Annotated in this window: 20 protein-coding genes; 14 read left to right on the forward strand and 6 right to left on the reverse strand. The window is 59.9% G+C overall.

Annotated elements, in window-relative coordinates; translation table 11 throughout:
• The first annotated feature begins 119 nt into the window (after nucleotides 1-119).
• Nucleotides 120-737: a bifunctional phosphoserine phosphatase/homoserine phosphotransferase ThrH gene (gene thrH / locus PI739_RS05465; RefSeq protein WP_054081877.1), complete on the forward strand. Its 618-nt coding sequence runs from the start codon at nucleotides 120-122 to the stop codon at nucleotides 735-737.
• A gap of 43 nt (nucleotides 738-780) precedes the next feature.
• Here the strand turns inward: thrH and pabB are convergent, their stop codons facing one another.
• From pabB to rloA, 4 genes are all read right to left on the reverse strand, one after another.
• The gene (gene pabB / locus PI739_RS05470) at nucleotides 781-2,124 is read right to left on the reverse strand and encodes an aminodeoxychorismate synthase component I (protein ID WP_054081876.1); all 1,344 of its coding nucleotides are present in this window, start codon (nucleotides 2,122-2,124) and stop codon (nucleotides 781-783) included.
• Nucleotides 2,125-2,199: 75 nt separating this feature from the next.
• Nucleotides 2,200-3,177 carry an alpha-L-glutamate ligase-like protein gene (locus PI739_RS05475; RefSeq protein WP_161428781.1) on the reverse strand — a complete coding sequence of 326 codons (978 nt, stop codon included), beginning with the start codon at nucleotides 3,175-3,177 and terminating at the stop codon, nucleotides 2,200-2,202.
• Nucleotides 3,177-4,712 (reverse strand): osmotic stress tolerance membrane protein RloB, encoded by a 1,536-nt coding sequence (gene rloB / locus PI739_RS05480; protein ID WP_003433053.1) that lies wholly within the window; start codon nucleotides 4,710-4,712, stop codon nucleotides 3,177-3,179. Before rloB ends, PI739_RS05475 begins: the two co-directional genes overlap by 1 nt.
• A 4-nt stretch (nucleotides 4,713-4,716) precedes the next feature.
• On the reverse strand, nucleotides 4,717-5,253 hold the full coding sequence (rloA, locus tag PI739_RS05485; RefSeq protein WP_054081875.1) for a retropepsin-like aspartic peptidase RloA: 537 nt from the start codon (nucleotides 5,251-5,253) through the stop codon (nucleotides 4,717-4,719).
• 297 nt (nucleotides 5,254-5,550) lie between these two features.
• Here rloA and PI739_RS05490 point away from each other — a divergent pair, with 297 nt between their 5' ends.
• From PI739_RS05490 to prpF, 5 genes are all read left to right on the forward strand, one after another.
• Nucleotides 5,551-6,270 (forward strand): GntR family transcriptional regulator, encoded by a 720-nt coding sequence (locus PI739_RS05490; RefSeq protein WP_054081874.1) that lies wholly within the window; start codon nucleotides 5,551-5,553, stop codon nucleotides 6,268-6,270.
• The gene (prpB, locus tag PI739_RS05495; RefSeq protein WP_003433051.1) at nucleotides 6,267-7,160 is read left to right on the forward strand and encodes a methylisocitrate lyase; all 894 of its coding nucleotides are present in this window, start codon (nucleotides 6,267-6,269) and stop codon (nucleotides 7,158-7,160) included. Before PI739_RS05490 ends, prpB begins: the two co-directional genes overlap by 4 nt.
• Before the next feature lie 68 nt (nucleotides 7,161-7,228).
• Nucleotides 7,229-8,356, forward strand: coding sequence for a bifunctional 2-methylcitrate synthase/citrate synthase (prpC, locus tag PI739_RS05500; protein WP_003433049.1), 1,128 nt, complete (start codon nucleotides 7,229-7,231; stop codon nucleotides 8,354-8,356).
• Between the two features lie 69 nt (nucleotides 8,357-8,425).
• Nucleotides 8,426-11,014 (forward strand): Fe/S-dependent 2-methylisocitrate dehydratase AcnD, encoded by a 2,589-nt coding sequence (gene acnD / locus PI739_RS05505; RefSeq protein ID WP_054081873.1) that lies wholly within the window; start codon nucleotides 8,426-8,428, stop codon nucleotides 11,012-11,014.
• A gap of 136 nt (nucleotides 11,015-11,150) precedes the next feature.
• The gene (prpF, locus tag PI739_RS05510) at nucleotides 11,151-12,341 is read left to right on the forward strand and encodes a 2-methylaconitate cis-trans isomerase PrpF (protein WP_054081872.1); all 1,191 of its coding nucleotides are present in this window, start codon (nucleotides 11,151-11,153) and stop codon (nucleotides 12,339-12,341) included.
• Between the two features lie 31 nt (nucleotides 12,342-12,372).
• On the opposite strand, the gene ppsR is transcribed toward prpF, so the two are convergent.
• A complete protein-coding gene (gene ppsR / locus PI739_RS05515) occupies nucleotides 12,373-13,191 on the reverse strand; it encodes a posphoenolpyruvate synthetase regulatory kinase/phosphorylase PpsR (protein WP_003347114.1) in 819 nt (272 codons plus the stop codon).
• Nucleotides 13,192-13,412: 221 nt separating this feature from the next.
• Between ppsR and ppsA the strand changes: the two genes are divergently transcribed.
• The 8 genes from ppsA (at nucleotide 13,413) to PI739_RS05555 (ending at nucleotide 21,536) form a co-directional block, all read left to right on the forward strand.
• On the forward strand, nucleotides 13,413-15,788 hold the full coding sequence (gene ppsA, locus PI739_RS05520) for a phosphoenolpyruvate synthase (protein WP_054081871.1): 2,376 nt from the start codon (nucleotides 13,413-13,415) through the stop codon (nucleotides 15,786-15,788).
• 189 nt (nucleotides 15,789-15,977) lie between these two features.
• A complete protein-coding gene (locus tag PI739_RS05525) occupies nucleotides 15,978-16,967 on the forward strand; it encodes an alpha/beta fold hydrolase (protein WP_054081870.1) in 990 nt (329 codons plus the stop codon).
• A 98-nt stretch (nucleotides 16,968-17,065) separates the two neighbouring features.
• Complete coding sequence (gene rraA / locus PI739_RS05530) at nucleotides 17,066-17,554, forward strand: ribonuclease E activity regulator RraA (RefSeq protein ID WP_003366849.1); 489 nt, start codon at nucleotides 17,066-17,068, stop codon at nucleotides 17,552-17,554.
• Between the two features lie 11 nt (nucleotides 17,555-17,565).
• Complete coding sequence (locus PI739_RS05535; RefSeq protein WP_003366851.1) at nucleotides 17,566-18,561, forward strand: divalent cation transporter CmaX; 996 nt, start codon at nucleotides 17,566-17,568, stop codon at nucleotides 18,559-18,561.
• An 86-nt stretch (nucleotides 18,562-18,647) separates the two neighbouring features.
• Complete coding sequence (locus PI739_RS05540) at nucleotides 18,648-18,896, forward strand: hypothetical protein (RefSeq protein ID WP_003433041.1); 249 nt, start codon at nucleotides 18,648-18,650, stop codon at nucleotides 18,894-18,896.
• 2 nt (nucleotides 18,897-18,898) lie between these two features.
• Nucleotides 18,899-19,723, forward strand: a complete 825-nt coding sequence (locus PI739_RS05545) for a mechanosensitive ion channel family protein (RefSeq protein ID WP_003315687.1) — start codon at nucleotides 18,899-18,901, stop codon at nucleotides 19,721-19,723.
• A gap of 82 nt (nucleotides 19,724-19,805) precedes the next feature.
• A complete protein-coding gene (gene sigX / locus PI739_RS05550; protein WP_003315686.1) occupies nucleotides 19,806-20,396 on the forward strand; it encodes an RNA polymerase sigma factor SigX in 591 nt (196 codons plus the stop codon).
• Between the two features lie 105 nt (nucleotides 20,397-20,501).
• The gene (locus PI739_RS05555; protein WP_003366856.1) at nucleotides 20,502-21,536 is read left to right on the forward strand and encodes an OmpA family protein; all 1,035 of its coding nucleotides are present in this window, start codon (nucleotides 20,502-20,504) and stop codon (nucleotides 21,534-21,536) included.
• A gap of 87 nt (nucleotides 21,537-21,623) precedes the next feature.
• Here the strand turns inward: PI739_RS05555 and cobA are convergent, their stop codons facing one another.
• Complete coding sequence (gene cobA, locus PI739_RS05560) at nucleotides 21,624-22,385, reverse strand: uroporphyrinogen-III C-methyltransferase (RefSeq protein ID WP_271351541.1); 762 nt, start codon at nucleotides 22,383-22,385, stop codon at nucleotides 21,624-21,626.
• Between the last annotated feature and the right edge of the window lie 5 nt (nucleotides 22,386-22,390).

Here is a 22,390-nt window from a genome sequence, read left to right on the forward strand (position 1 = left end):
AAGAGTGGCGCTTAAGCGCTCGTGATGGCGGCAATGGTAACAAAATCCGCTGTTCAGTGGCCGTTGCCAGCGGCTAGAGTGCTGCTTGCGTCGAGCGTGAATGGTCTGAGGAGTGTGTTGTGGAAATTGCCTGTCTGGACCTCGAAGGGGTACTGGTCCCGGAAATCTGGATCGCCTTTGCCGAAAAAACCGGTATCGAATCGCTGCGTGCCACCACGCGGGACATTCCCGATTACGACGTGCTGATGACGCAGCGCCTGCGCATTCTTGATGAGCAAGGTCTGAAACTGGCGGACATTCAGGCAGTGATCGGCACCCTCAAGCCGCTGGAGGGCGCCGTGGAGTTTGTCGACTGGCTGCGTGAGCGGTTTCAGGTGGTGATTCTCTCGGACACTTTCTATGAGTTCTCTCAGCCACTGATGCGTCAACTGGGTTTTCCGACCCTGCTGTGTCATCGTCTGATCACTGACGAGACCGATCGGGTGGTCAGTTACCAGTTACGCCAGAAAGACCCCAAGCGTCAGTCGGTGCTGGCCTTCAAGAGCCTGTATTACCGGGTCATTGCTGCCGGTGATTCGTACAACGACACGACCATGCTGGGCGAGGCCGACGCCGGTATCCTGTTCCACGCTCCCAATAACGTGATCCGCGAATTCCCGCAGTTTCCGGCGGTGCACACGTTCGATGACCTGAAAAAGGAATTCATCAAGGCCTCGAATCGGGATCTGATGCTTTAGGCGGGGCGAACTCCCGGCGCTTCGTTCCCACAGAAGCCGGATCTCAGAGCGCCTCAAGCGTCTCCAGTAGCACACGAACCTTGGTGAAAGTTTCCTGATACTCGGCGTCGCAGTCGGAATCGGCGACGATGCCGCCACCGCCCCAGCAGGAAATCTGTCCGTCCTTGACCAGTAGGCTGCGGATGGCGATCGAACTGTCCATCTCGCCGCGCACGTCCAGGTACATCAGCGAGCCGCAATACAGGCTGCGACGGGTCGGCTCCAGCTCGTCGATGATCTGCATGGCGCGGATTTTCGGCGCACCCGTGATCGAGCCGCCGGGGAAGCTGCCGCCGATCAGGTCCAGTGCATCGTTGCCAGCGGCCAGCTCGCCGGTCACGCTGCTCACCAGATGGTGCACATTGGGGTAGCTTTCGAGGCTGAACAGCTCGGGGACTTTCACCGAGCCGATGCGGCAACTGCGGCCCAGGTCGTTACGCAGTAAATCGACGATCATCAGGTTTTCTGCGCGATCCTTCTCGCTGGCCAGCAGTTCGGCGGCGAAGGCGGCATCCTGCGCGGGGTCCGCGCTACGGGGGCGAGTGCCTTTGATCGGGCGGGTTTCGACCTGCCGGGCGCTGACCCGCACGAAGCGCTCCGGCGAAAGACTCAGAATCGCATCGGCTCCCGGCAGGCTCAGGTAGCCGGCGAACGGCGTCGGGCAAGCCGCTCGCAGTGCACAATAAGCGGCCCACGGGTCACCAGCGCACTGCGCCTGAAAGCGTTGTGCGAAGTTCACCTGATAGCAGTCACCAGCCTGAATGTAGGCCTGAATTCGTTGGAAAGCCTGGCGATAGTGATCCGCGCTGATGCTGGCTTGAAACGGCTGGCTGAGGCGGAACTCCGCGTGCGGCTCAGGGACATCGACAGAGAACAGCTCAATCAGCCGTTTGCGCTCGCGTGTGGCCAGGGACGGGTGAAAAATCAGCTGGCTGGTCTGCTCCTGATGATCACTGATCAGCGCCCAGGCGTAGAGCCCCAGACGGGCCTCGGGCAGTTGCAGGTCGTCAATGGCCTGATCCGGCAAAGGCTCCAGGCGTCGACCGAATTCATAGCTCAGATAACCGATCAGGCCGCCAGCGAAGGGCAGTTCGCATCCGTCAGGCAGCTGTGCTGTGCCGAGCGCCTCGAGACTGTCGCGCAAGCGCTGGAGATAGGCAGCCCCGTCCTCGTCATCGGTTACGCTCAGTTCCTGCAGCGGCCATGCGCTGAGCAGGTCATGTCGGCCCCGAACGGCTGCTGGCCTGCCGCTGTCGAGCAGCACCGCACCCGGCGCTTCGCGGATTCGCGCAAAGAACGCGATCGGGTCGGCGCTGTAGGGCAGGGGGTGTATCGAGCAGATCGGCATCGTCGAATATCGGTCTTGGAAACGCGGCTGGCGATTGTAGCCTTGCCGGTGCGGCAGTCCTAGCGGTATGTCGGTTCAGGCGCCGGGCACGTGGCCGAACAGGTCCTGGACAAAGCTGACCCGCTCCTGCGCCGATTCGTGGCGTCCTTCAAGAGCCAGTTGCTCCAGACGCGCCTCGACGGCCTGAGTGCGATGCGTCAGGCCACTGTCGTTGGCGATCTGAATATTCAGACCGGGACGGGCGTTGAGCTCCAGAATCAACGGGCCTTTGTCCTGGTCCAGCACCATGTCGACGCCGATGTAGCCCAGGCCGCACAACTCGTAGCACTCGGCGGCAAGCTTCATGAAGCCGTCCCAGTTGGGCAATTGCACGCCATCCACCGAGTGGGTGGTGTCCGGGTGCTTGCTGATGATGTTGTTCAGCCACGTGCCTTGCAGGGTGACACCGGTGGCCAGGTCCACACCTACGCCAATGGCGCCTTGGTGGAGGTTAGCCTTGCCGCCTGATTGACGGGTAGGCAAGCGCAGCATGGCCATCACCGGATAACCCATCAGCACGATGATGCGGATGTCCGGTACGCCTTCGTAACTGATGCTTTTGAAGATCGGGTCCGGTACGACCCGGTACTCGATCAGCGCCCGGTCGCGGTGACCGCCCAGGGAATACAGGCCAGTGAGAATGCTGGACACCTGATGCTCGATTTCCGAGTGGCTGATGATGCGTCCCGAGACGGTGCGAAAGCGTTCCTCGAAACGGTCGGCGATCACCAGAATGCCATCGCCGCCTGCGCCCTGTGCAGGTTTGATCACGAAGTCGCGGTGCGCGCCGATGATCTCGTCGAGCCTGTCGATTTCCTTTTCCGTGGAAATCACGCCGTACATCTCCGGCACATGAATGCCTGCGGCGATGGCCCGCTCCTTGGTGATGATCTTGTCATCGACGATCGGATAGAGGCTGCGCTTGTTGTACTTGAGCACATAGTCGGCGTTACGTCGATTGATGCCCATGATGCCTCGCGCTTCGAGCGCCTTCCAGGTCTTCCACCAGCCGATCACTTGGCCTTTTCCTCTTTCAGGAATGCCTTGAAGCGCATCAGCTCGGTCAGCCGGTAGCCACGGTATCTGCCCATTGCCAGCATGAAGCCAACCAGTATCAGCAGCACTGCGGGGAAGGTGAAGACGAAATAGGTCAGTTCCGGCACGCTCATGATCAGGTGCGCCAGCGACGCGGCGAACAGCGTCCCGATGGCGACCTTCATGGCATGGCTGCCACCACGCTCTTCCCAGGTGATCGACAGGCGCTCGATGGTCATGGTCAGAATCACCATCGGGAACAGCGCAACCGACAGGCCGCGCTCCAGCCCGAGCTTGTGGCTGAACAGGCTGATGGCCGCGATCAGCACCACGACGAAGGTCAATACCACCGACAGGCGCGGCAGCATTTGCAGTTTCAGGTGCTCCAGATACGAGCGCAGGGACAGGCCCAGCGCCGTGATCACGGTAAACAGTGCAATGCCGAAGCCCAGTTGCGTTTCACGGAATGCCAGCGCAATCAGCACGGGGGTGAAGGTGCCCAGTGTCTGCAGGCCAATCAGGTTGCGCAGGATCAGGATGACCAGCACGCCAATCGGGATCATGACCATGATCATGAAGGTCTGCTGGGTTTGCAGCGGCAAGCCGTACAGCGAATAGGCCAGGAAGTCCGAATCGGTGCTGGCGTCGGTCAGTTTGGCGAGCCGCATCGCGTTCATTTCACTGTTGTTGAGGCTGAACGTGACTTGCACCTTCTTGCCGCCTTCGACGCTGACCAGACCTTCCTCGCCGGTCCACCAGAGCAGGCGGTCATCCGGCAGGCCGGCTTCGCCGGTGTCGGGATTGAAGTACAGCCATTCCTTGCCGTTGAAGCTGCGCAGCCAGAGTTCCGGCGTCTGCTGCTCGGCATCCAGGCGAATGGTGTGGGCTTTTTCCAGCGGTACGTGGGCGATCGACAGCAGCAGTTCGGTGACCCGAGCCTTGTTGGACGCCGAGTTATCACCGGCCAGCAGCAGTTTGACGTTATCGTCATTCAGGTTGTTGACGCGCTTGATGGCCTCGGTGATGAAGGTCTCCACGTCCGCCGAATGCTGACGAATGGGCGCCAGCAGTGCTTCGGCGGCGATCTTTTCCGGGCCTTCGACGGTCATGCTGTCGCGAAAGATAGGCCCTTTGACCTTGGGTTTTTCACCGCTGTAACGCTTGGTCAGCACCAGTCGGTAGTAGAGGGTCTGGTTGCCGGTGGCGCGACGGGCCGACCAGGTGACCTTGCGGTTGCCGTCGGCGCGGTTGACGCTGACGCCGTAATTGTTCGAGATGAAGCTTTCATTGAGGCTGATGTAGTCGTGGGCCAGCGGCGGCACGAACATCTGTACCTTCACCGAATCCTTGGGATTGGCGACGAATTCGACTTTGGCGTCGATATTCCACAGGTCATCGGTTTCGTCTTCGCTGACGGGTATGCCCAGCGCCAGAATCTGATAGGCCGTGATCGCGATGCCGAGGGTCACCAGGGCAGTGATCAGGATCTTCAGATGGAGTGTAAGAGAGCGCATGGATTTACTCTGCGTTTTGAGCGACGGAAGCGCAGCCGGGCTTCCCTGCCGCATATTTAAGACTTGGATCGACCAGCGCATCAAAGCGTTTCAAGGCTTCGGAGCCGATCAAAAGCGGGTATTGGAAAGCACTTCGGTCAGTCAAGTTCACTTCTATGGTGCGTAAAGATTCACCCATGCAGATATCGAGGCTGATCACCGGGCGTGACGAATAGCGATTGTCGTCATCCGGGTCGAGATCGTCGGCACGCCGCTTGATCTTGCTGACCCGCGCCAGGGGGCGTTCGATGGGGTGTACATGCTTGCTGTCGCTGGCCAGATAGAAACGCACCCAGCTTTCGCCATCGCGCTTGAAATGTTTGACGTCGCGGGCGCTCAGCGAGGCGGTCTTGGCACCGGTGTCGAGCTTGGCGGCGATCTCGATATCGATTTCGATCAGCCGGGCGTATTCGTTGAGGCCATAGACTGTCTTGTTGGCGGCCAGGGTCAGGCCGGGCAAAAGCAGAAGGCTGAGCAGTGTGGGGAGGGTAGTCAGTCTCATAAATCCTGGCGCGATGAGCGAACAACTTCAGGGTCAGGGCGCAAATGGAATTGACCTGATGATGGTAGGGCAGGCGGTTCGCAGTCGCTGGCTCCGCTGCGGAGCGCGCTGTACGGACGCGACGCATTCTAGCATGAAGCCCTGCGGCTGCCAGTGATCAACCTGTGTAGCTGTTCAGGTTGCGTTGTCGAGCAGAGTTCACCCGCTTTGACTGATTGTCGACAATGCTGGGTTTGGCTTTGACGGATTGACTAAATATGACTAGATTTGAGCGCATATATTCATGAGGTGTCGACAATGCTGAATGTGGTCGAAAAAACAATGACGGTTGCCGACGACTCGGAAACCCTCTCCGAGAACGTTTTCCGACGCATTCAATCGGCTATCGTGAAAGGCGAGATTGCCCCCGGCAGCAAGATTTCCGAGCCGGAACTGGCTCGCACCTATGGCATCAGTCGCGGGCCGCTGCGCGAAGCGATTCACCGGCTCGAAGGGCAGCGACTGGTGGTTCGTGTGCCGCATGTGGGCGCCCGGGTGGTGTCGCTCAGTCATGCCGAACTGATCGAGCTCTATGAAATTCGCGAGTCACTGGAGGGTATGGCCTGTCGTCTGGCCGCCGAACGCATGACCCAGGCCGAAATCGACGAGCTGCGCGGCGTTCTGGATACCCATGAGCGCGATGCCGCCTTTCAGGCAGGTATCGGCTATTACCAGCAAGAGGGTGATTTCGACTTCCACTACCACATCATCCAGGGCAGCGGCAATCGCACCCTCAGCCAGATGCTCTGTGGTGAGCTCTACCAGCTGGTGCGCATGTACCGCATTCAGTATTCCACCACGCCCAACCGGCCTCGCCAGGCTTTTGCCGAACATCACCGCATTCTCGACGCTATCGCCGACCGCGACGGTGAGCTGGCCGAATTGTTGATGCGCCGCCATATCGGCGCGTCCAGACGCAACATCGAGCGCCATTATCAGGCGGCTTCCCAGACGACTTCCGACCGAGGTACACAATGAGTCATAACAACAGCACTCCCGGCCAGCGTTTCCGCGACGCAGTCGCCAGCGAACAGCCGCTGCAAGTGGTCGGCGCGATCAATGCCAACCACGCACTGCTCGCCAAACGTGCCGGGTTCAAGGCCATTTATCTATCTGGCGGCGGAGTCGCGGCGGGATCACTGGGCATTCCGGACCTGGGAATCACCGGTCTTGAAGACGTGCTGATCGATGTGCGGCGTATCACCGACGTTTGCGACCTGCCGTTGCTGGTGGATGTCGACACCGGTTTCGGTTCTTCGGCTTTCAATGTGGCGCGTACCGTGCGCTCGATGATCAAGGCCGGAGCGGCGGCGATTCACATTGAGGATCAGGTGGGTGCCAAGCGTTGCGGGCATCGTCCCAACAAGGAAATTGTCTCTCAGCAGGAAATGGTCGACCGGATCAAGGCTGCCGTGGATGCCCGGACTGACGACAGCTTCGTGATCATGGCGCGTACCGATGCGTTGGCGGTTGAAGGGCTGGAGTCGGCGCTGGAGCGTGCCGCTGCCTGTATTGAAGCCGGCGCGGATATGGTGTTCCCCGAGGCCATCACCGAACTGGCAATGTACAAGCAATTCGCCAACCGTGCAGGTGTGCCGATCCTCGCCAACATCACCGAGTTTGGCGCCACGCCGTTGTTTACGGTCGATGAGCTGCGCGAGGCGGACGTGTCGCTGGTGCTGTACCCGCTTTCCGCATTCCGTGCGATGAACAAGGCTGCGGAAAATGTCTACGGCGCGATCCGCCGTGACGGCAGCCAGAAAAACGTGATCGACAGTATGCAGACGCGCATGGAGCTGTATGACGCGATCGATTACCACACATTCGAGCAGAAGCTGGATGCGCTGTTTGCGCAGAAGAAGGGCTGAAAGGGGCAGGCTGACACTCGTCCCCGCGCTCCGCGTCCAGTCACACAAAAACAAAATTGGAGAAAACCATGGCTGAAGCAAAAGTATTGAGTGGTGCCGGACTACGCGGGCAGGTGGCCGGGCAGACGGCGTTGTCCACGGTGGGCATGGCCGGTGCCGGGCTGACCTATCGCGGCTATGATGTGCGCGATCTGGCCGCCGAAGCTCGCTTTGAAGAAGTTGCCTATCTGCTGCTGTACGGCGAACTGCCTGATAAAGCCGAATTGTCTGCCTATATGGACAAACTCAAGGGCCTGCGCGACCTGCCGCAGGCCTTGAAGGAAGTGCTGGAACGCATACCCGCCGACACTCACCCGATGGATGTCATGCGCACGGGTGCCTCCATGCTCGGCACCCTGGAGCCGGAGCGCAGCTTCGATCAGCAGCGCGACTCAACCGACCGTCTGCTCGCAGCGTTCCCGGCGATCATGTGCTACTGGTATCGCTTCAGTCATGACGGCAAGCGTATCGACTGCACCTCCGCAGAAGACTCCATCGGCGGGCATTTTCTGCACCTGTTGCTCGACAAGGCGCCCAGTGAGCTGCACCGCAAGGTCATGGACGTCTCGCTGATTCTGTACGCCGAGCACGAATTCAATGCCTCGACCTTCACCGCCCGCGTCTGCGCGTCGACGCTGTCGGACCTGTATTCCTGCGTCACAGCCGCCATCGGCACCTTGCGCGGCCCGCTGCACGGTGGTGCCAACGAGGCTGCAATGGAAATGATTCAGCGCTTCGCCTCGGCTGAAGAGGCCACCAAAGGCACGCTGGGCATGCTGGAACGCAAGGAAAAGATCATGGGCTTTGGCCATGCGATCTACAAGGAGTCCGACCCGCGCAACGAGGTGATCAAAGGCTGGTCGAAGAAACTCGCTGACGAAGTGGGCGATACGGTGCTGTTCCCGGTTTCCGAGGCCATCGACAAGGTCATGTGGGAGCAGAAGAAACTGTTCCCCAACGCCGACTTCTACCATGCGTCGGCGTATCACTTCATGGGCATCCCGACCAAGCTGTTCACCCCGATCTTCGTCTGCTCACGCCTGACCGGCTGGGCCGCTCACGTTTTCGAACAGCGTGCCAATAACCGCATCATTCGCCCGAGCGCCGAGTACATCGGCGTCGAACAGCGCGCGTTCGTACCCTTGGAACAGCGCTGAAAAGGGGGCAGGGGAGCCGCCGACGAGCTCCCCACCCGTATTCCGAACACTCCGTGATCGAGTCCCGCAATGAACAGTGAATTTCGCAAACCGCTCCCTGGCACCCGACTGGATTATTTCGACGCTCGGGCGGCCGTCGAGGCGCTCAAGCCCGGCGCCTATGCCACGCTGCCCTACACCTCGCGGGTGCTGGCCGAGAACCTGGTGCGCCGTTGTGATCCGGCGACCTTGAATGCCTCGTTGACCCAGCTTATCGAGCGCAAGCGTGATCTGGATTTTCCCTGGTTCCCGGCACGTGTGGTCTGCCACGACATTCTGGGTCAGACCGCGTTGGTCGACCTTGCCGGACTGCGCGACGCGATCGCTTCGCAGGGTGGCGATCCTGCGCTGGTCAACCCGGTGGTTCCGGTGCAATTGATCGTCGACCACTCGCTGGCAGTGGAGTCCGACGGTAACGACCCGCAGGCGTTCGCCAAGAACCGCGCCATTGAAGACCGTCGCAACGAAGACCGTTTTCATTTCATTGACTGGACCAAGCAGGCGTTCAAGAACGTCGAAGTGATCCCGCCGGGCAACGGCATCATGCACCAGATCAATCTGGAGAAAATGTCGCCGGTGGTGCAGGTGCTCGACGGCGTAGCCTTTCCCGACACACTGGTGGGCACGGACAGCCACACGCCGCACGTCGACGCCCTCGGCGTGATTGCCATCGGCGTCGGCGGGCTCGAGGCCGAAAACGTCATGCTCGGGCGCGCCTCGTGGATGCGCCTGCCGGACATCATTGGTGTCGAACTGACCGGGCGCCGCCAGCCAGGCATCACCGCCACCGACGTAGTGCTCGCGCTGACCGAATACCTGCGCCAACAGAAGGTGGTTGGCGCTTACCTGGAGTTCTATGGCGCAGGCGCGTCGAGCCTGACCCTGGGCGACCGGGCGACGATCTCCAACATGGCGCCCGAATACGGCGCGACGGCGGCGATGTTCTCCATTGACTCGCAAACCATCGACTACCTGCGTTTGACAGGGCGCGAGGACGAGCAGGTCAAACTGGTCGAGCTGTATGCCCGGCACACTGGCCTTTGGTCGGACAGCCTCAGCGAGGTGCACTACGAGCGGGTGCTGAGTTTCGACTTGTCCAGTGTGGTGCGCAACATGGCCGGGCCCTCCAACCCTCATGCGCGGGTTGCCACCGCCGATCTGGCGGCCAGAGGTATTGCCGGGCAATGGGACGAGGTGCCGGGGCAGATGCCCGACGGCGCGGTGATCATCGCGGCGATCACAAGTTGCACCAACACCAGCAACCCGCGCAACGTCATTGCCGCCGGTCTGCTGGCACGCAACGCCAACCGCCTGGGGCTGCTGCGCAAGCCGTGGGTGAAATCATCGCTGGCACCCGGCTCGAAAACCGTGGCGCTATACCTGGACGCAGCAGGGCTGACCTCGGAGCTGGAGCAACTGGGTTTTGGCGTCGTGGCCTTTGCCTGCACCACCTGCAATGGCATGTCCGGCGCGCTCGATCCGCTGATCCAGCAGGAAATCATCGACCGCGACCTTTACGCCACGGCGGTCTTGTCCGGTAACCGTAATTTCGACGGGCGTATTCACCCCTATGCCAAACAGGCTTTTCTGGCTTCGCCGCCCCTGGTGGTGGCGTATGCCATTGCCGGGACCATCCGCTTCGATATAGAAAACGATGTGCTGGGCGTCGCCGAGGGCCGGGAAATCCGTCTCAAGGACATCTGGCCGAGCGATGAAGAGATTGATGCGGTCGTGCAGGCGTCGGTCAAGCCCGAGCAGTTCCGTAAGGTCTATATCCCGATGTTTGCCATCGAAGAACACAGCGGGCCGAAGGTCGAGCCGCTGTACGACTGGCGTCCGATGAGCACCTACATCCGTCGCCCGCCCTACTGGGAAGGCGCATTGGCCGGAGAACGTACGCTCAAGGGCATGCGGGCTCTCGCCGTGCTGCCGGACAACATCACCACCGATCACCTGTCGCCGTCCAACGCGATCATGCTCGACAGTGCGGCGGGCGAGTACCTGGCGAAAATGGGACTGCCGGAAGAAGACTTCAACTCCTATGCGACCCATCGGGGCGACCACCTGACCGCCCAGCGCGCGACCTTTGCCAACCCGCAACTGGTCAACGAGATGGCAGTGGTCGATGGCAAGGTCAGGAAAGGCTCGCTGACCCGCATCGAACCCGAAGGCGTGGTCACTCGCATGTGGGAAGCCATCGAAACCTACATGGCGCGCAAGCAGCCGTTGATCATTATTGCCGGTGCCGACTATGGGCAGGGCTCGTCCCGTGACTGGGCGGCCAAAGGCGTCAGGCTGGCGGGCGTCGAAGCGATTGCTGCAGAAGGTTTCGAGCGTATTCACCGCACCAACCTGGTCGGCATGGGCGTGCTGCCGCTGGAGTTCAAGCCCGGCACCAGCCGTCTGACTCTGGGTATCGATGGCAGCGAAACCTTCGATGTGATCGGCCAGCGCACACCGCGCGCGACATTGACGCTGGTGATTCAGCGCCGTAACGGCGAACGCGTCGAGGTGCCGGTGACATGCCGTCTGGACACTGCTGAAGAGCTTTCTATTTATGAGGCGGGCGGCGTGTTGCAGCGTTTTGCTCAGGATTTTCTGGAGGCTACTGCATCGTAGCTACGCTGGAGCGTGAAGAACGATAAGCGTGCGCAAGAGCACTATCGTGCCCATGCTCCGCGTGGGCATGCAGTTCTGGACGCTCTGCGTCCGATTTTGAGCGCGCAGCGCGCTCTTTGAACAGGACAACGAATTCATGGCTCATTTACCCCAGATCCGCATCCCCGCCACCTACATGCGTGGCGGCACCAGCAAGGGTGTGTTTTTCAGGCTGATGGACCTGCCTGAAGCCGCACAGATTCCGGGATCGGCGCGGGATGCGTTGCTGCTGCGAGTCATCGGCAGCCCTGACCCCTATGAAAAGCAGATCGATGGCATGGGCGGCGCGACGTCGAGTACCAGCAAGAGCGTGATTGTGTCGCGCAGCAGCAGGCCCGACCACGATGTCGATTACCTGTTCGGCCAGGTGTCCATCGACAAGCCGTTTGTCGACTGGAGCGGCAATTGCGGCAACCTGTCAGCGGCCGTGGGGCCATTCGCGATTACGAGCGGTCTGGTCGACCCTGACCGCGTTCCGCAGGACGGCGTTGCGGTGGTGCGTATCTGGCAGGCCAACATCGGCAAGACCATCATCGCCCATGTGCCGATCAGCAACGGCGCGGTGCAGGAAACCGGCGATTTCGAGCTGGATGGCGTGACCTTCCCGGCAGCCGAAGTGCCACTGGAGTTTCTTGACCCGGCGGCGGACGAAGAGGGCGCGGGCGGCTCGATGTTCCCCACTGGCAATCTGGTGGACGATCTGGAAGTGCCCGGTATCGGCCTTCTGAAAGCGACCATGATCAATGCCGGCATTCCGACGATTTTTGTCAACGCTGCTGACATCGGCTATACCGGCACTGAGTTGCAGGGCGATATCAACGCTGACCCGCAGGCGCTGGCGCGTCTGGAGGCCATCCGCGCCTACGGTGCGGTGCGCATGGGCCTGATTGGCAACATCGATGAAGCTGCCGCACGCCAGCACACACCCAAAGTGGCTTTTGTAGCGGCGCCTGCCGATTACCTGGCGTCGAGTGGCAAGCCTGTCGCTGCGCAGGATATCGAGCTGCTGGTGCGCGCCGTGTCGATGGGCAAGCTGCACCACGCGATGATGGGTACGGCTGCGGTAGCCATCGGTACGGCAGCAGCCATTCCGGGCACGCTGGTCAATCTGGCCGCTGGCGGTCAGGCGCGCAGTGCGGTCAGCTTTGGCCATCCCTCCGGCACCTTGCGAGTCGGCGCCCAGGCTGTCCAGGAGGGCGGTGACTGGAAAGTCACCAAGGCCCTGATGAGCCGCAGCGCCCGAGTGCTGATGGAAGGCTGGGTACGTGTGCCGCAGTCAGGCGAGTGAAGTGATCAGTTTGGCGGGGTGACCGCAGCGTCTATTTGAAACGTCGCTCCACGCCTTTTTCGACCAGCACCTTGGCGGAGATTTCTTCCACCGAAAAATGCGTGGAGTTGATGTGCGCGATGTTCTCGCGGCGGAACAGGCTTTCCACCTCGCGCACCTCGAATTCGCACTGCGCGTAGCTGGAGTAGCGGCTGTTGGGCTTGCGCTCGTGGCGGATCGCGGTGAGACGGTCCGGGTCGATGGTCAGGCCGAAGAGCTTTTCGCGATGCTGCTTGAGCGCCGCAGGCAGTTGCAGCCTCTCCATGTCATCTTCGGTCAGCGGATAGTTGGCGGCCCGGATACCGAACTGCATGGCCATGTACAGACAGGTCGGGGTTTTGCCGCAGCGCGAGACGCCGACGAGGATAATGTCGGCCTTGTCGTAATAATGCGTCCGTGCGCCATCATCGTTGTCCAGCGCGAAGTTGACCGCCTCGATGCGCTCCATGTAATTGGAGTTATGCCCGATGGAATGCGATTTACCCACGGAGTAGGACGAGTGTGAACTAAGCTCCTGCTCCAGCGGGGCCAGGAAGGTCGAAAAGATATCGATCATGAAGCCATTGGACGTCGCCAGGATCTCGCGAATGTCCTGATTGACGATGGTGTCGAAGATGATCGGCCGCACATCGTCCTTGTCGGCGGCATTATTGATTTGTTGTACCATCGCCCGCGCCTTCTCGACACTGTCGATATAGGGCCTGGTGAACTTGTTGAACGTAATGTTTTCAAATTGTGCCAACAGGCTCTGGCCCAGGGTTTCGGCGGTGATACCCGTGCCGTCCGAGATGAAAAAAGCGGATCGTTTCATTTTTGCCCCAGGCCTTAAGCAGTTGACGAATTCTGGCTATCATAGGCGTGCTGGCCTGCCATGAGAGCCCGCAGGTGCAGCTTTTTTGCACACCTGGTTTTGAAGCACGGTTTTCAACGCCCGATCTGTACGTCCGGGCAGACACGCCTGAAGCCACACCGCATGTGGCGCAGGTGAATGAGCTTTTCCCAACAACAAACACAGTTAGTGGAGAGATCACCTTGGTAGAGTACGTAGTTTCCCTCGATAAGCTCGGCGTCCATGATGTAGAGCACGTGGGGGGCAAAAACTCGTCCCTCGGCGAGATGATCAGCAACCTCGCAGGTGCTGGTGTGTCGGTGCCCGGCGGCTTCGCGACTACCGCCCAGGCCTACCGTGACTTTCTTGAGCTCAGCGGCCTCAACGAGCAGATCCATGCTGCGCTGGACGCCCTTGACGTCGACGATGTCAACGCGCTGGCCCGCACCGGTGCGCAGATTCGTCAGTGGATCATGGAAGCCGAGTTCCCCGAGCAGCTCAACGCCCAGATTCGTACTGCGTTTGCCGAGCTGTCTGCGGGTAATCCGAACCTGGCTGTGGCCGTGCGTTCCTCCGCAACTGCCGAAGACTTGCCGGATGCGTCGTTCGCCGGCCAGCAGGAGACCTTCCTGAACATCCGCGGCGTCGAGAACGTGATCCGCGCGGCCAAGGAAGTTTTTGCTTCACTGTTCAACGACCGTGCGATTTCCTACCGCGTACACCAGGGTTTCGACCACAAGCTGGTCGCGCTGTCTGCGGGCGTGCAGCGTATGGTGCGCTCCGAAACCGGTACGGCCGGTGTCATGTTCACCCTCGACACCGAGTCCGGCTTCCGCGACGTGGTGTTCATCACCGGTGCTTACGGCCTGGGCGAGACGGTTGTGCAGGGCGCCGTCAACCCGGACGAGTTCTACGTGCACAAGGACACGCTGGCGGCTGGCCGCCCGGCGATCCTGCGCCGCAATCTGGGCAGCAAGGCGATCAAGATGATTTACGGCGAAGAAGCCAAGGCCGGTCGTTCGGTCAAGGTGATCGACGTCGAGCCTGCCGATCGCGCGCGTTTCTGTCTGAGCGATGCCGAAGTGTCCGAACTGGCCAAACAGGCGATGATCATCGAGAAGCACTACAAGTGCCCGATGGACATCGAGTGGGCCAAGGACGGTGACGACGGCAAGCTGTACATCGTCCAGGCGCGTCCGGAAACGGTGAAGAGCCGTGCATCGGCCAACGTCATGGAACGCTATCTGCTCAAGGAGACCGGCAAGGTGCTGGTCGAAGGCCGTGCCATCGGTCAGCGCATCGGCGCGGGCAAGGTACGCATCATCAAGGACGTGTCCGAGATGGACAAGGTCCAGCCCGGCGACGTGCTGGTGTCGGACATGACCGACCCGGACTGGGAGCCGGTGATGAAGCGCGCCAGTGCAATCGTCACCAACCGTGGCGGTCGTACCTGCCACGCGGCGATCATCGCCCGTGAACTGGGCATCCCGGCAGTGGTTGGCTGCGGCAATGCCACGCAGACCCTTCAGGATGGCCAGGGCGTCACGGTTTCCTGCGCCGAGGGCGACACCGGTTACATCTTCGAAGGCGAGCTGGGCTTCGACATCAAGACCAATTCGGTCGATGCAATGCCTGATCTGCCGTTCAAGATCATGATGAACGTCGGCAATCCGGACCGTGCCTTCGATTTCGCCCAATTGCCCAATGCCGGGGTGGGTCTGGCGCGTCTGGAGTTCATCATCAACCGCATGATCGGCGTGCACCCCAAGGCGTTGCTCAACTACTCGGCGCTGCCACCGGAAATCAAGGAAAGCGTCGACAAGCGCATCGCCGGTTACCATGATCCGGTCGGTTTCTACGTCGACAAGCTGGTCGAGGGTATCAGCACCTTGGCCGCCGCGTTCACGCCGAAAAAGGTCATCGTGCGCCTCTCGGACTTCAAGTCCAACGAGTATGCGAACCTGATTGGCGGCAAGCTTTACGAGCCCGAAGAAGAAAACCCGATGCTGGGCTTTCGCGGTGCGTCGCGCTATATCAGTGAGAACTTCCGTGACTGTTTCGAGCTGGAGTGCCGTGCGCTCAAGCGTGTACGCGAAGAGATGGGCCTGACCAACGTCGAGATCATGGTGCCGTTCGTCCGTACCCTGGGCGAGGCGAGTCAGGTGATCGATCTGCTGGCCGCCAACGGCCTGAAGCGTGGCGAAAACGGCCTGCGCATCATCATGATGTGCGAACTGCCGTCCAACGCGATTCTGGCGGAAGAGTTCCTTGAGTACTTCGACGGCTTCTCCATCGGCTCCAACGACCTGACCCAGCTGACACTCGGTCTCGACCGTGACTCCGGCGTGATCGCCCACCTGTTCGACGAACGTAACCCGGCGGTCAAGAAGCTTCTGTCCAACGCCATTCAGGCGTGCAACAAGGCCGGCAAGTACATCGGCATCTGCGGGCAGGGGCCTTCCGATCACCCGGATCTGGCGCGCTGGCTGATGGATCAGGGTATCGAGAGTGTGTCGCTCAACCCCGACTCGGTACTGGAAACCTGGTTCTTCCTCGCCGAAGCACAGTCGCCTGTCTGACAGGCGGCTCGCCTGAAGCGCGGTCCTCGCAGGAGCGGGCTGCCGTGTGACGCGAACGCGGCCTGAGCCGTCATGTGGTTCAGGTGTTTGAATGAGGCGGTTTCTTCGGAAGCCGCCTTTTTTATGGCGCATCGCGAGATCCCGGAGCGCGTGGTTTCATCCCGTCTGTCAAGCCAGATAAAGAGTGATATGCAGAGCAGCAGCCAGCTTTTTCCCGTTGCCTTGATCAGCGCCGAGCGTCGTGGCGATCTGGTCGAGGACGTCTACCGTCTCAAACCTGCCAACAGTCCCGACGCCAGTGTCGAACTGGCGGTGACCCGGCTGGGGCGCGCCGATCAGCCCGATGTGCGTGGTACTCCAGTCATACTGCTGCATGGCAGCTTTTCCAACCGGCGTTTCTGGTATTCGCCCAAGGGCATCGGTCTGGGTGCGTATCTGGCGCGGGCCGGCTATGACGTGTGGATTCCCGAAATGCGCGGCCATGGCTTGTCGGCTCGCAACCTGAGTTATCGCAGCAATTGCGTGGCGGACTACGCGCGTTTCGATTTGCCAGCCATTGCCGCATTCGTCGTCGAGCAAAGCGGGCAGATACCGCACTGGATCGGCCACTCGCTGGGCGGCACCAGCCTGGCGGCAGCCTTGGGCGGTCAGTATCTCGGTGCTGATACTGCGGCGTCCGTGGCGCTGTTCGGCAGCCAGGTCAGCCGTACCTACTGGCCGCTGAAAGTCCCGCCACTGCAATGGTCTGCGAAGTTGCTGCTGAGGTCCTTCGAGCATATTTCCGGCCCGCGTTTCAAGCGCGGGCCGGAAGACGAGCCGATCGGTCTGGTTCTGGAAAGCATGCGCTGGCACGGGCTGTTCGGACGTTTCGGTGAGCGTGACAACAACTGGTGGGCAGGGTTGAGCGCGGTTCAGGTGCCGCTTCTGGCTGTCGCTGCGGCCGGCGACCAGCAGGACCCGGTGTGGGCTTGCCGTGAACTGTTCGAGCAGATCGGCAGCGCACACAGTCAATTCCTCTGCCTGGGCCGCGAATACGGCTTCAGCGAGGATTTCGACCATGTGCAGATGCTGGTCAGCAAGGCTGCGCAGCAGCAGGTCTGGCCGCGAGTGATCGAGTGGCTGGTTGAGCGTTCCGTTCCTGAACAGGTTGCAGAGTTTCAGGTCGCGGTAGGCAGTTAGCCGGTAAAGTCGCTATGGTTATGCTCATCCGGTCGTGTCTGTTTCAATAAATCGTCTGTATCAATCGCGACCCCATAGCCGATGACAGGAGTTGACCCATGCACTACCTCACCCCCGATCTGTGTGACGCCTATCCGGACCTGATCCAGGTCGTGGAGCCGATGTTCAGCAATTTTGGCGGCCGCGATTCGTTTGGTGGCCAGATCGTCACGCTGAAATGTTTCGAGGATAACTCCAAGGTCAGGGAGCAGGTCGAGCTCGACGGCAAGGGCAAGGTGCTGGTCGTCGACGGCGGTGGTTCGCTGCGTTGCGCGCTGCTGGGTGACATGCTGGCAGACAAGGCCGCCAAGAATGGCTGGGAAGGCATGTTGATCTACGGCTGCATCCGTGACGTGGATGTCATCGCCCAGACCGACCTGGGTGTCCAGGCGCTCGCCAGTCATCCGAAGAAAACCGAGAAGCGCGGCATAGGCGAACTGAATGTGCCGGTGACCTTTGGCGGCGTGACGTTCCGCCCGGGTGAGTACCTGTATGCCGACAACAATGGCGTCATCATTTCCCCATCACCCCTGACCATGCCGGAATAAGCGAAGTATCCATGTTCGATGAAGCAAACGCGCAGTGGGGGCTGGTTCATGCCCTCGTTTTGGACGGTAAGGGTGGGGCGCGTTTCATCGCTCGAACCGAGTTGCAGGACCTTGCATTGCAGCCAGAAGAAAGCCTGTGGCTGCATTGGGATCGTAGTCACCCGCAGACACATGCGTGGTTGCGCACCGGCAGCGGTCTGAGCGAGTTTGCCTGCGACCTGTTGCTGGAAGAGAACACCCGGCCGCGTTTGCTGCCGTTGCCGGAGCAGGAGCTGCTGCTGTTTCTGCGCGGCGTGAATCTGAATCCCGGTGCGGAACCTGAAGACATGGTCTCGGTGCGTATCTTCGCCGCCGCGCAGCGAGTCATCTCGCTGCGCCTGCGTCCGTTGCGTGCCACCGAGGAGTTGATTGAGCTGCTGGGGCAAGGCAAAGGCCCGAAGGGCGCCTCGGAGCTGATCCTGCACCTGGCGCAGCACCTCACCGACAAGGTTCAGGATCTGGTGGGTGAGCTGACCGAGTCGGTCGATGAAGAGGAAGAAAAGAACGATGCCGACGAATGGTACAGCCCCGAGCACGGCAAGCTGCTGCATATTCGTCGGCGCGCCGCCGGCCTGCGCCGGTTCCTCGGGCCGCAGCGGGATATTTATGGCCAGCTTTCACGCATCAAGCTGTCCTGGTTTGCGCATGACGACGCTGACTACTGGAATGAGCTGAACAACAGCCTGACCCGTTACCTGGAAGAGCTTGAGCTGACCCGCGAGCGGGTGGGGCTGCTGCTGGAGTCCGAGGACCGGCGCCTGCGCGAGCACATGAACCGCACCATGTACCGCTTCGGGATCATTACCTGTATCTTTCTGCCGATGAGTTTTCTCACCGGTCTGCTGGGTATTAATGTTGGCGGCATTCCGGGTTCGAGCAGTTCGTACGGCTTCCTGGTGGCCTGTCTGCTGATCGTCGCGCTGGGCGCAGGGCAGTGGTGGTTGTTCCGCCGTTTGCGTTGGGTATAGGGCGGGCCTGTGATGGTTATTTGGCGAGCCTGTGTGACTTGTTGTTTTCGCGTCGCGTCTTTGAATGACATTACGTGAGGTGCCTGATGCACGATCCGTTTGAAGAATCTTTACGCGACATGCTCAATTCTTCATCCTCCAGCCGGGATGATGACGCATGTCTGGGACGCGTCCTGAAAACCGCCAATCGCCAGGTCGGCGCCGGTGTGTTGTTCGGGTTGCTGGGCCGCTGGTCGGAGGCGCTGATGATCGCCGTGAACAACGGCTCGGCCCACGTCTCTCCCGTTTCTCGTCGCACCTCGAACGGTGCGCGTTCTCTCGATAAGGCTGATTGAGCATGGAATTGAATCTCTGGACCCAGAGCCTTCTTGCTGCAATGACTGCATTGTGGACCAAAGTCGCAAACTTCATTCCCAACCTGTTCGGCGCCCTGGTTGTGGTGCTGCTCGGTTTTGTCGTCGCCAAACTGCTCGACGCACTGCTTTCCAAATTACTGGCCAAGCTGGGCCTTGATCGTCTGGTCGGCGGTACCGGCCTGACCAAGATCATCGGCCGCGCTGGCGTCAAGGTGCCGGTCTCCACGCTGATCGGCAAGGTCGTCTATTGGTTCGTTCTGCTTATCTTTCTCGTATCGGCCGCTGAATCTTTGGGCCTGCAGCGGGTCTCAGCGACGCTGGACATGCTGGCGCTGTATTTGCCCAAGGTATTTGGTGCCGCGCTGGTGCTGCTGGTCGGTGTGCTGCTGGCGCAACTGGTCAATGGTTTGGTGCGCGGTGCTGCCGAAGGTGTAGGGATCGACTACTCTGCCGGCCTGGGGCGAATTGCCCAGGGGCTGGTCATTATCATCAGTATTTCGGTCGCCATCAGCCAGCTCGAGGTCAAGACCGACCTGCTGAACCACGTTATTGTGATTGCGTTGATTACCGTTGGTCTGACAGTGGCGCTTGCCCTGGGCCTCGGAAGTCGCGAAATTGCCGGGCAGATCATTGCCGGAATCTACGTCCGCGAATTGTTTCAGGTCGGCCAACAGGTACAGATAGGCGATACGGAAGGGCAGATCGAGGAAATCGGTACGGTCAAGACAACGCTGCTGACAGACGAGGGGGAGCTGGTGTCGTTTTCCAATCGCATCCTGCTCGAGCAGAGAGTAAGCAGCCGTTAAGCGGTTAACCTGCTAATGTATGCCGCCAGGTTGCCGATACAGGCCATGGCGGACACTGACCTGACTGTCGGCAAGATTTGTTTTGAATAAACCTCAACCGTTTTCGACGCGCTACGATCCACGCGAGCTCTCAGATGAGGAGCTGGTTGCGCGCGCCCACGTTGAGCTGTTCAATGTGACGCGGGCCTACGAAGAATTGATGCGCCGTTACCAGAGAACACTTTTTAACGTCTGTGCACGTTATCTGGGGAACGATCGCGATGCTGACGATGTCTGTCAGGAGGTGATGCTTAAAGTGTTGTATGGGTTGAAAAATTTTGAAGGTAAATCTAAATTTAAAACCTGGCTGTACAGCATCACCTACAATGAATGCATCACGCAGTACAGGAAGGAACGGCGTAAGCGTCGCTTGATGGACGCGCTGAGTCTGGATCCACTTGAGGAAGCGTCGGAAGAAAAGGCGCCCAAACCTGAAGAACGGGGCGGACTTGATCGCTGGCTTGTGTATGTGAACCCGATCGATCGGGAGATTCTGGTGCTGCGGTTTGTAGCAGAACTTGAATTCCAGGAAATCGCTGACATCATGCACATGGGCTTGAGCGCAACGAAAATGCGTTACAAGCGGGCTTTAGATAAATTACGAGAGAAATTTGCGGGAATCGCCGAAACTTAATACGGTGCAAATATCTCTAACAAACTGGCAAGGTCTGGTAGACTTGCCGCTGAGTTGTCCCCCTGTGTGGGACTGCTTAATAATCATCAGATGGGGATTTAACGGATGAAACTGAAAAACACCTTGGGCTTGGCCATTGGTACTATTGTTGCCGCAACTTCGTTCGGCGCTCTGGCTCAAGGCCAAGGCGCGGTCGAAATCGAAGGCTTCGCCAAGAAAGAGTACTACGACAGCGATCGTAACTTCAAAAACGACGGCAACCTGTTCGGCGGCTCCGTTGGCTACTTCCTGACTGACGATGTTGAGCTGCGTCTGGGCTACGACGAAGTCCACAACGTCCGTAGCGACAGCGGCAAGAACATCAAGGGCGCAGACACTGCTCTGGACGCTCTGTACCACTTCAACAACCCAGGCGACATGCTGCGTCCATACGTTTCTGCCGGTTTCTCTGACCAGAGCATCGGTCAAGACGCTCGCCGTGGCCGTGACGGTTCCACCTTCGCCAACATCGGCGGCGGCGCCAAGCTGTACTTTACTGACAACTTCTATGCCCGTGCAGGCGTTGAAGCTCAGTACAACATCGACCAAGGCAACACCGAGTGGGCGCCTAGCGTCGGTATCGGTGTAAACTTCGGCGGCGGCAGCAAGAAAGTTGAAGCAGCACCAGCTCCAGTAGCTGAAGTGTGCTCCGACAGCGACAACGACGGCGTGTGCGACAACGTCGACAAGTGCCCGGACACCCCAGCCAACGTTACCGTTGACGCTGATGGCTGCCCAGCAGTTGCCGAAGTGGTTCGTGTTGAGCTGGACGTGAAGTTCGATTTCGACAAATCCGTAGTCAAGCCTAACAGCTACGGCGACATCAAGAACCTCGCTGACTTCATGCAGCAGTACCCACAGACCACCACCACTGTTGAAGGTCACACTGACTCCGTAGGTCCTGACGCTTACAACCAAAAACTGTCCGAGCGTCGTGCAAACGCCGTTAAACAGGTTCTGGTTAACCAGTACGGTGTTGGCGCTAACCGCGTAAACTCGGTTGGTTACGGCGAATCCCGTCCAGTTGCTGACAACGCAACTGAAGCTGGCCGCGCAGTTAACCGTCGCGTAGAAGCAGAAGTAGAAGCTCAAGCTAAGTAATTAGCCGCTTTTACTGAAAAGCCCGGCTCAGGCCGGGCTTTTCTTTGCCTGCGATTTGGCGGGGCGTCTGTTCAGACGAGCCTGGGTTCAGCCGGCATTCAACTGCGCTTGGTCCATCAGGGTTTGATCGATCAGCTCATTGTTGTACGCGGCAACCGCACCGATCACCAGAATGGCGGGGCTCTTCAACTGGAAAGCGGCTGCGTCCTGTTGCATGGCATTCAGGGTGCTGCGGCATTCGCGCTGCCACGGCAGCGAAGCGTTCTCGATCATAGCCACCGGCATCTCGCCACTCATTCCGCCTGCCAGCAGACTCTCGCGAATTTCCGCCAGTTTCGCCACGCCCATGTAAACCACCAGGGTGGTTCCGCCTTGCGCGAGTGCCTGCCAGTTGAGGGTGCTTTCGTCCTGAGTGTGGGCGGTGACCAGCGTTACGCCACGGCTTATACCGCGCAGGGTCAGCGAAATGCCGCACTGTGTTGCACCGGCAAGACCCGCTGTAATGCCGTTGACCAGCTCCACGGCGACACCGCGCTCCTGTAGCCATTGAGCCTCTTCACCGCCACGTCCGAAGATGCACGGATCGCCGCCTTTGAGGCGAACGACACATTTGCCCTGACGTACGTAGCGCAGCATCAGGCGATGGATGAACGCTTGCGGCGTCGAACGACAACCGCCGCGCTTGCCGACCGCGATGACCCGTGCTCCCGGACAATGTTCCAGCACTGCGGGGTTGACCAGATCGTCGATCAGCACCACGTCGGCTTCAGCCAGGGCACGTACTGCCTTGAGAGTCAGCAGTTCGGGGTCGCCTGGGCCCGCGCCCACCAGCCATACTTTTGCGCTCATGCCGC

This window comes from Pseudomonas cerasi, from assembly GCF_027983475.1.
GTDB classification, from domain to species: domain Bacteria; phylum Pseudomonadota; class Gammaproteobacteria; order Pseudomonadales; family Pseudomonadaceae; genus Aquipseudomonas; species Aquipseudomonas cerasi.

Coding starts and splice junctions, on each gene's coding strand:
- PI739_RS05525 (WP_054081870.1), top strand. CDS start 15,978: ATGCAGAGCAGCAGCCAGCTTTTTCCCGTTGCCTTGATCAGCGCCGAG.
- prpF (WP_054081872.1), top strand. CDS start 11,151: ATGGCTCATTTACCCCAGATCCGCATCCCCGCCACCTACATGCGTGGC.
- prpB (WP_003433051.1), top strand. CDS start 6,267: ATGAGTCATAACAACAGCACTCCCGGCCAGCGTTTCCGCGACGCAGTC.
- pabB (WP_054081876.1), bottom strand. CDS start 2,124: ATGCCGATCTGCTCGATACACCCCCTGCCCTACAGCGCCGACCCGATC.
- PI739_RS05535 (WP_003366851.1), top strand. CDS start 17,566: ATGTTCGATGAAGCAAACGCGCAGTGGGGGCTGGTTCATGCCCTCGTT.
- PI739_RS05540 (WP_003433041.1), top strand. CDS start 18,648: ATGCACGATCCGTTTGAAGAATCTTTACGCGACATGCTCAATTCTTCA.
- cobA (WP_271351541.1), bottom strand. CDS start 22,385: ATGAGCGCAAAAGTATGGCTGGTGGGCGCGGGCCCAGGCGACCCCGAA.
- rloA (WP_054081875.1), bottom strand. CDS start 5,253: ATGAGACTGACTACCCTCCCCACACTGCTCAGCCTTCTGCTTTTGCCC.
- rloB (WP_003433053.1), bottom strand. CDS start 4,712: ATGCGCTCTCTTACACTCCATCTGAAGATCCTGATCACTGCCCTGGTG.
- rraA (WP_003366849.1), top strand. CDS start 17,066: ATGCACTACCTCACCCCCGATCTGTGTGACGCCTATCCGGACCTGATC.
- acnD (WP_054081873.1), top strand. CDS start 8,426: ATGAACAGTGAATTTCGCAAACCGCTCCCTGGCACCCGACTGGATTAT.
- ppsR (WP_003347114.1), bottom strand. CDS start 13,191: ATGAAACGATCCGCTTTTTTCATCTCGGACGGCACGGGTATCACCGCC.
- PI739_RS05555 (WP_003366856.1), top strand. CDS start 20,502: ATGAAACTGAAAAACACCTTGGGCTTGGCCATTGGTACTATTGTTGCC.
- PI739_RS05545 (WP_003315687.1), top strand. CDS start 18,899: ATGGAATTGAATCTCTGGACCCAGAGCCTTCTTGCTGCAATGACTGCA.
- prpC (WP_003433049.1), top strand. CDS start 7,229: ATGGCTGAAGCAAAAGTATTGAGTGGTGCCGGACTACGCGGGCAGGTG.
- PI739_RS05490 (WP_054081874.1), top strand. CDS start 5,551: ATGCTGAATGTGGTCGAAAAAACAATGACGGTTGCCGACGACTCGGAA.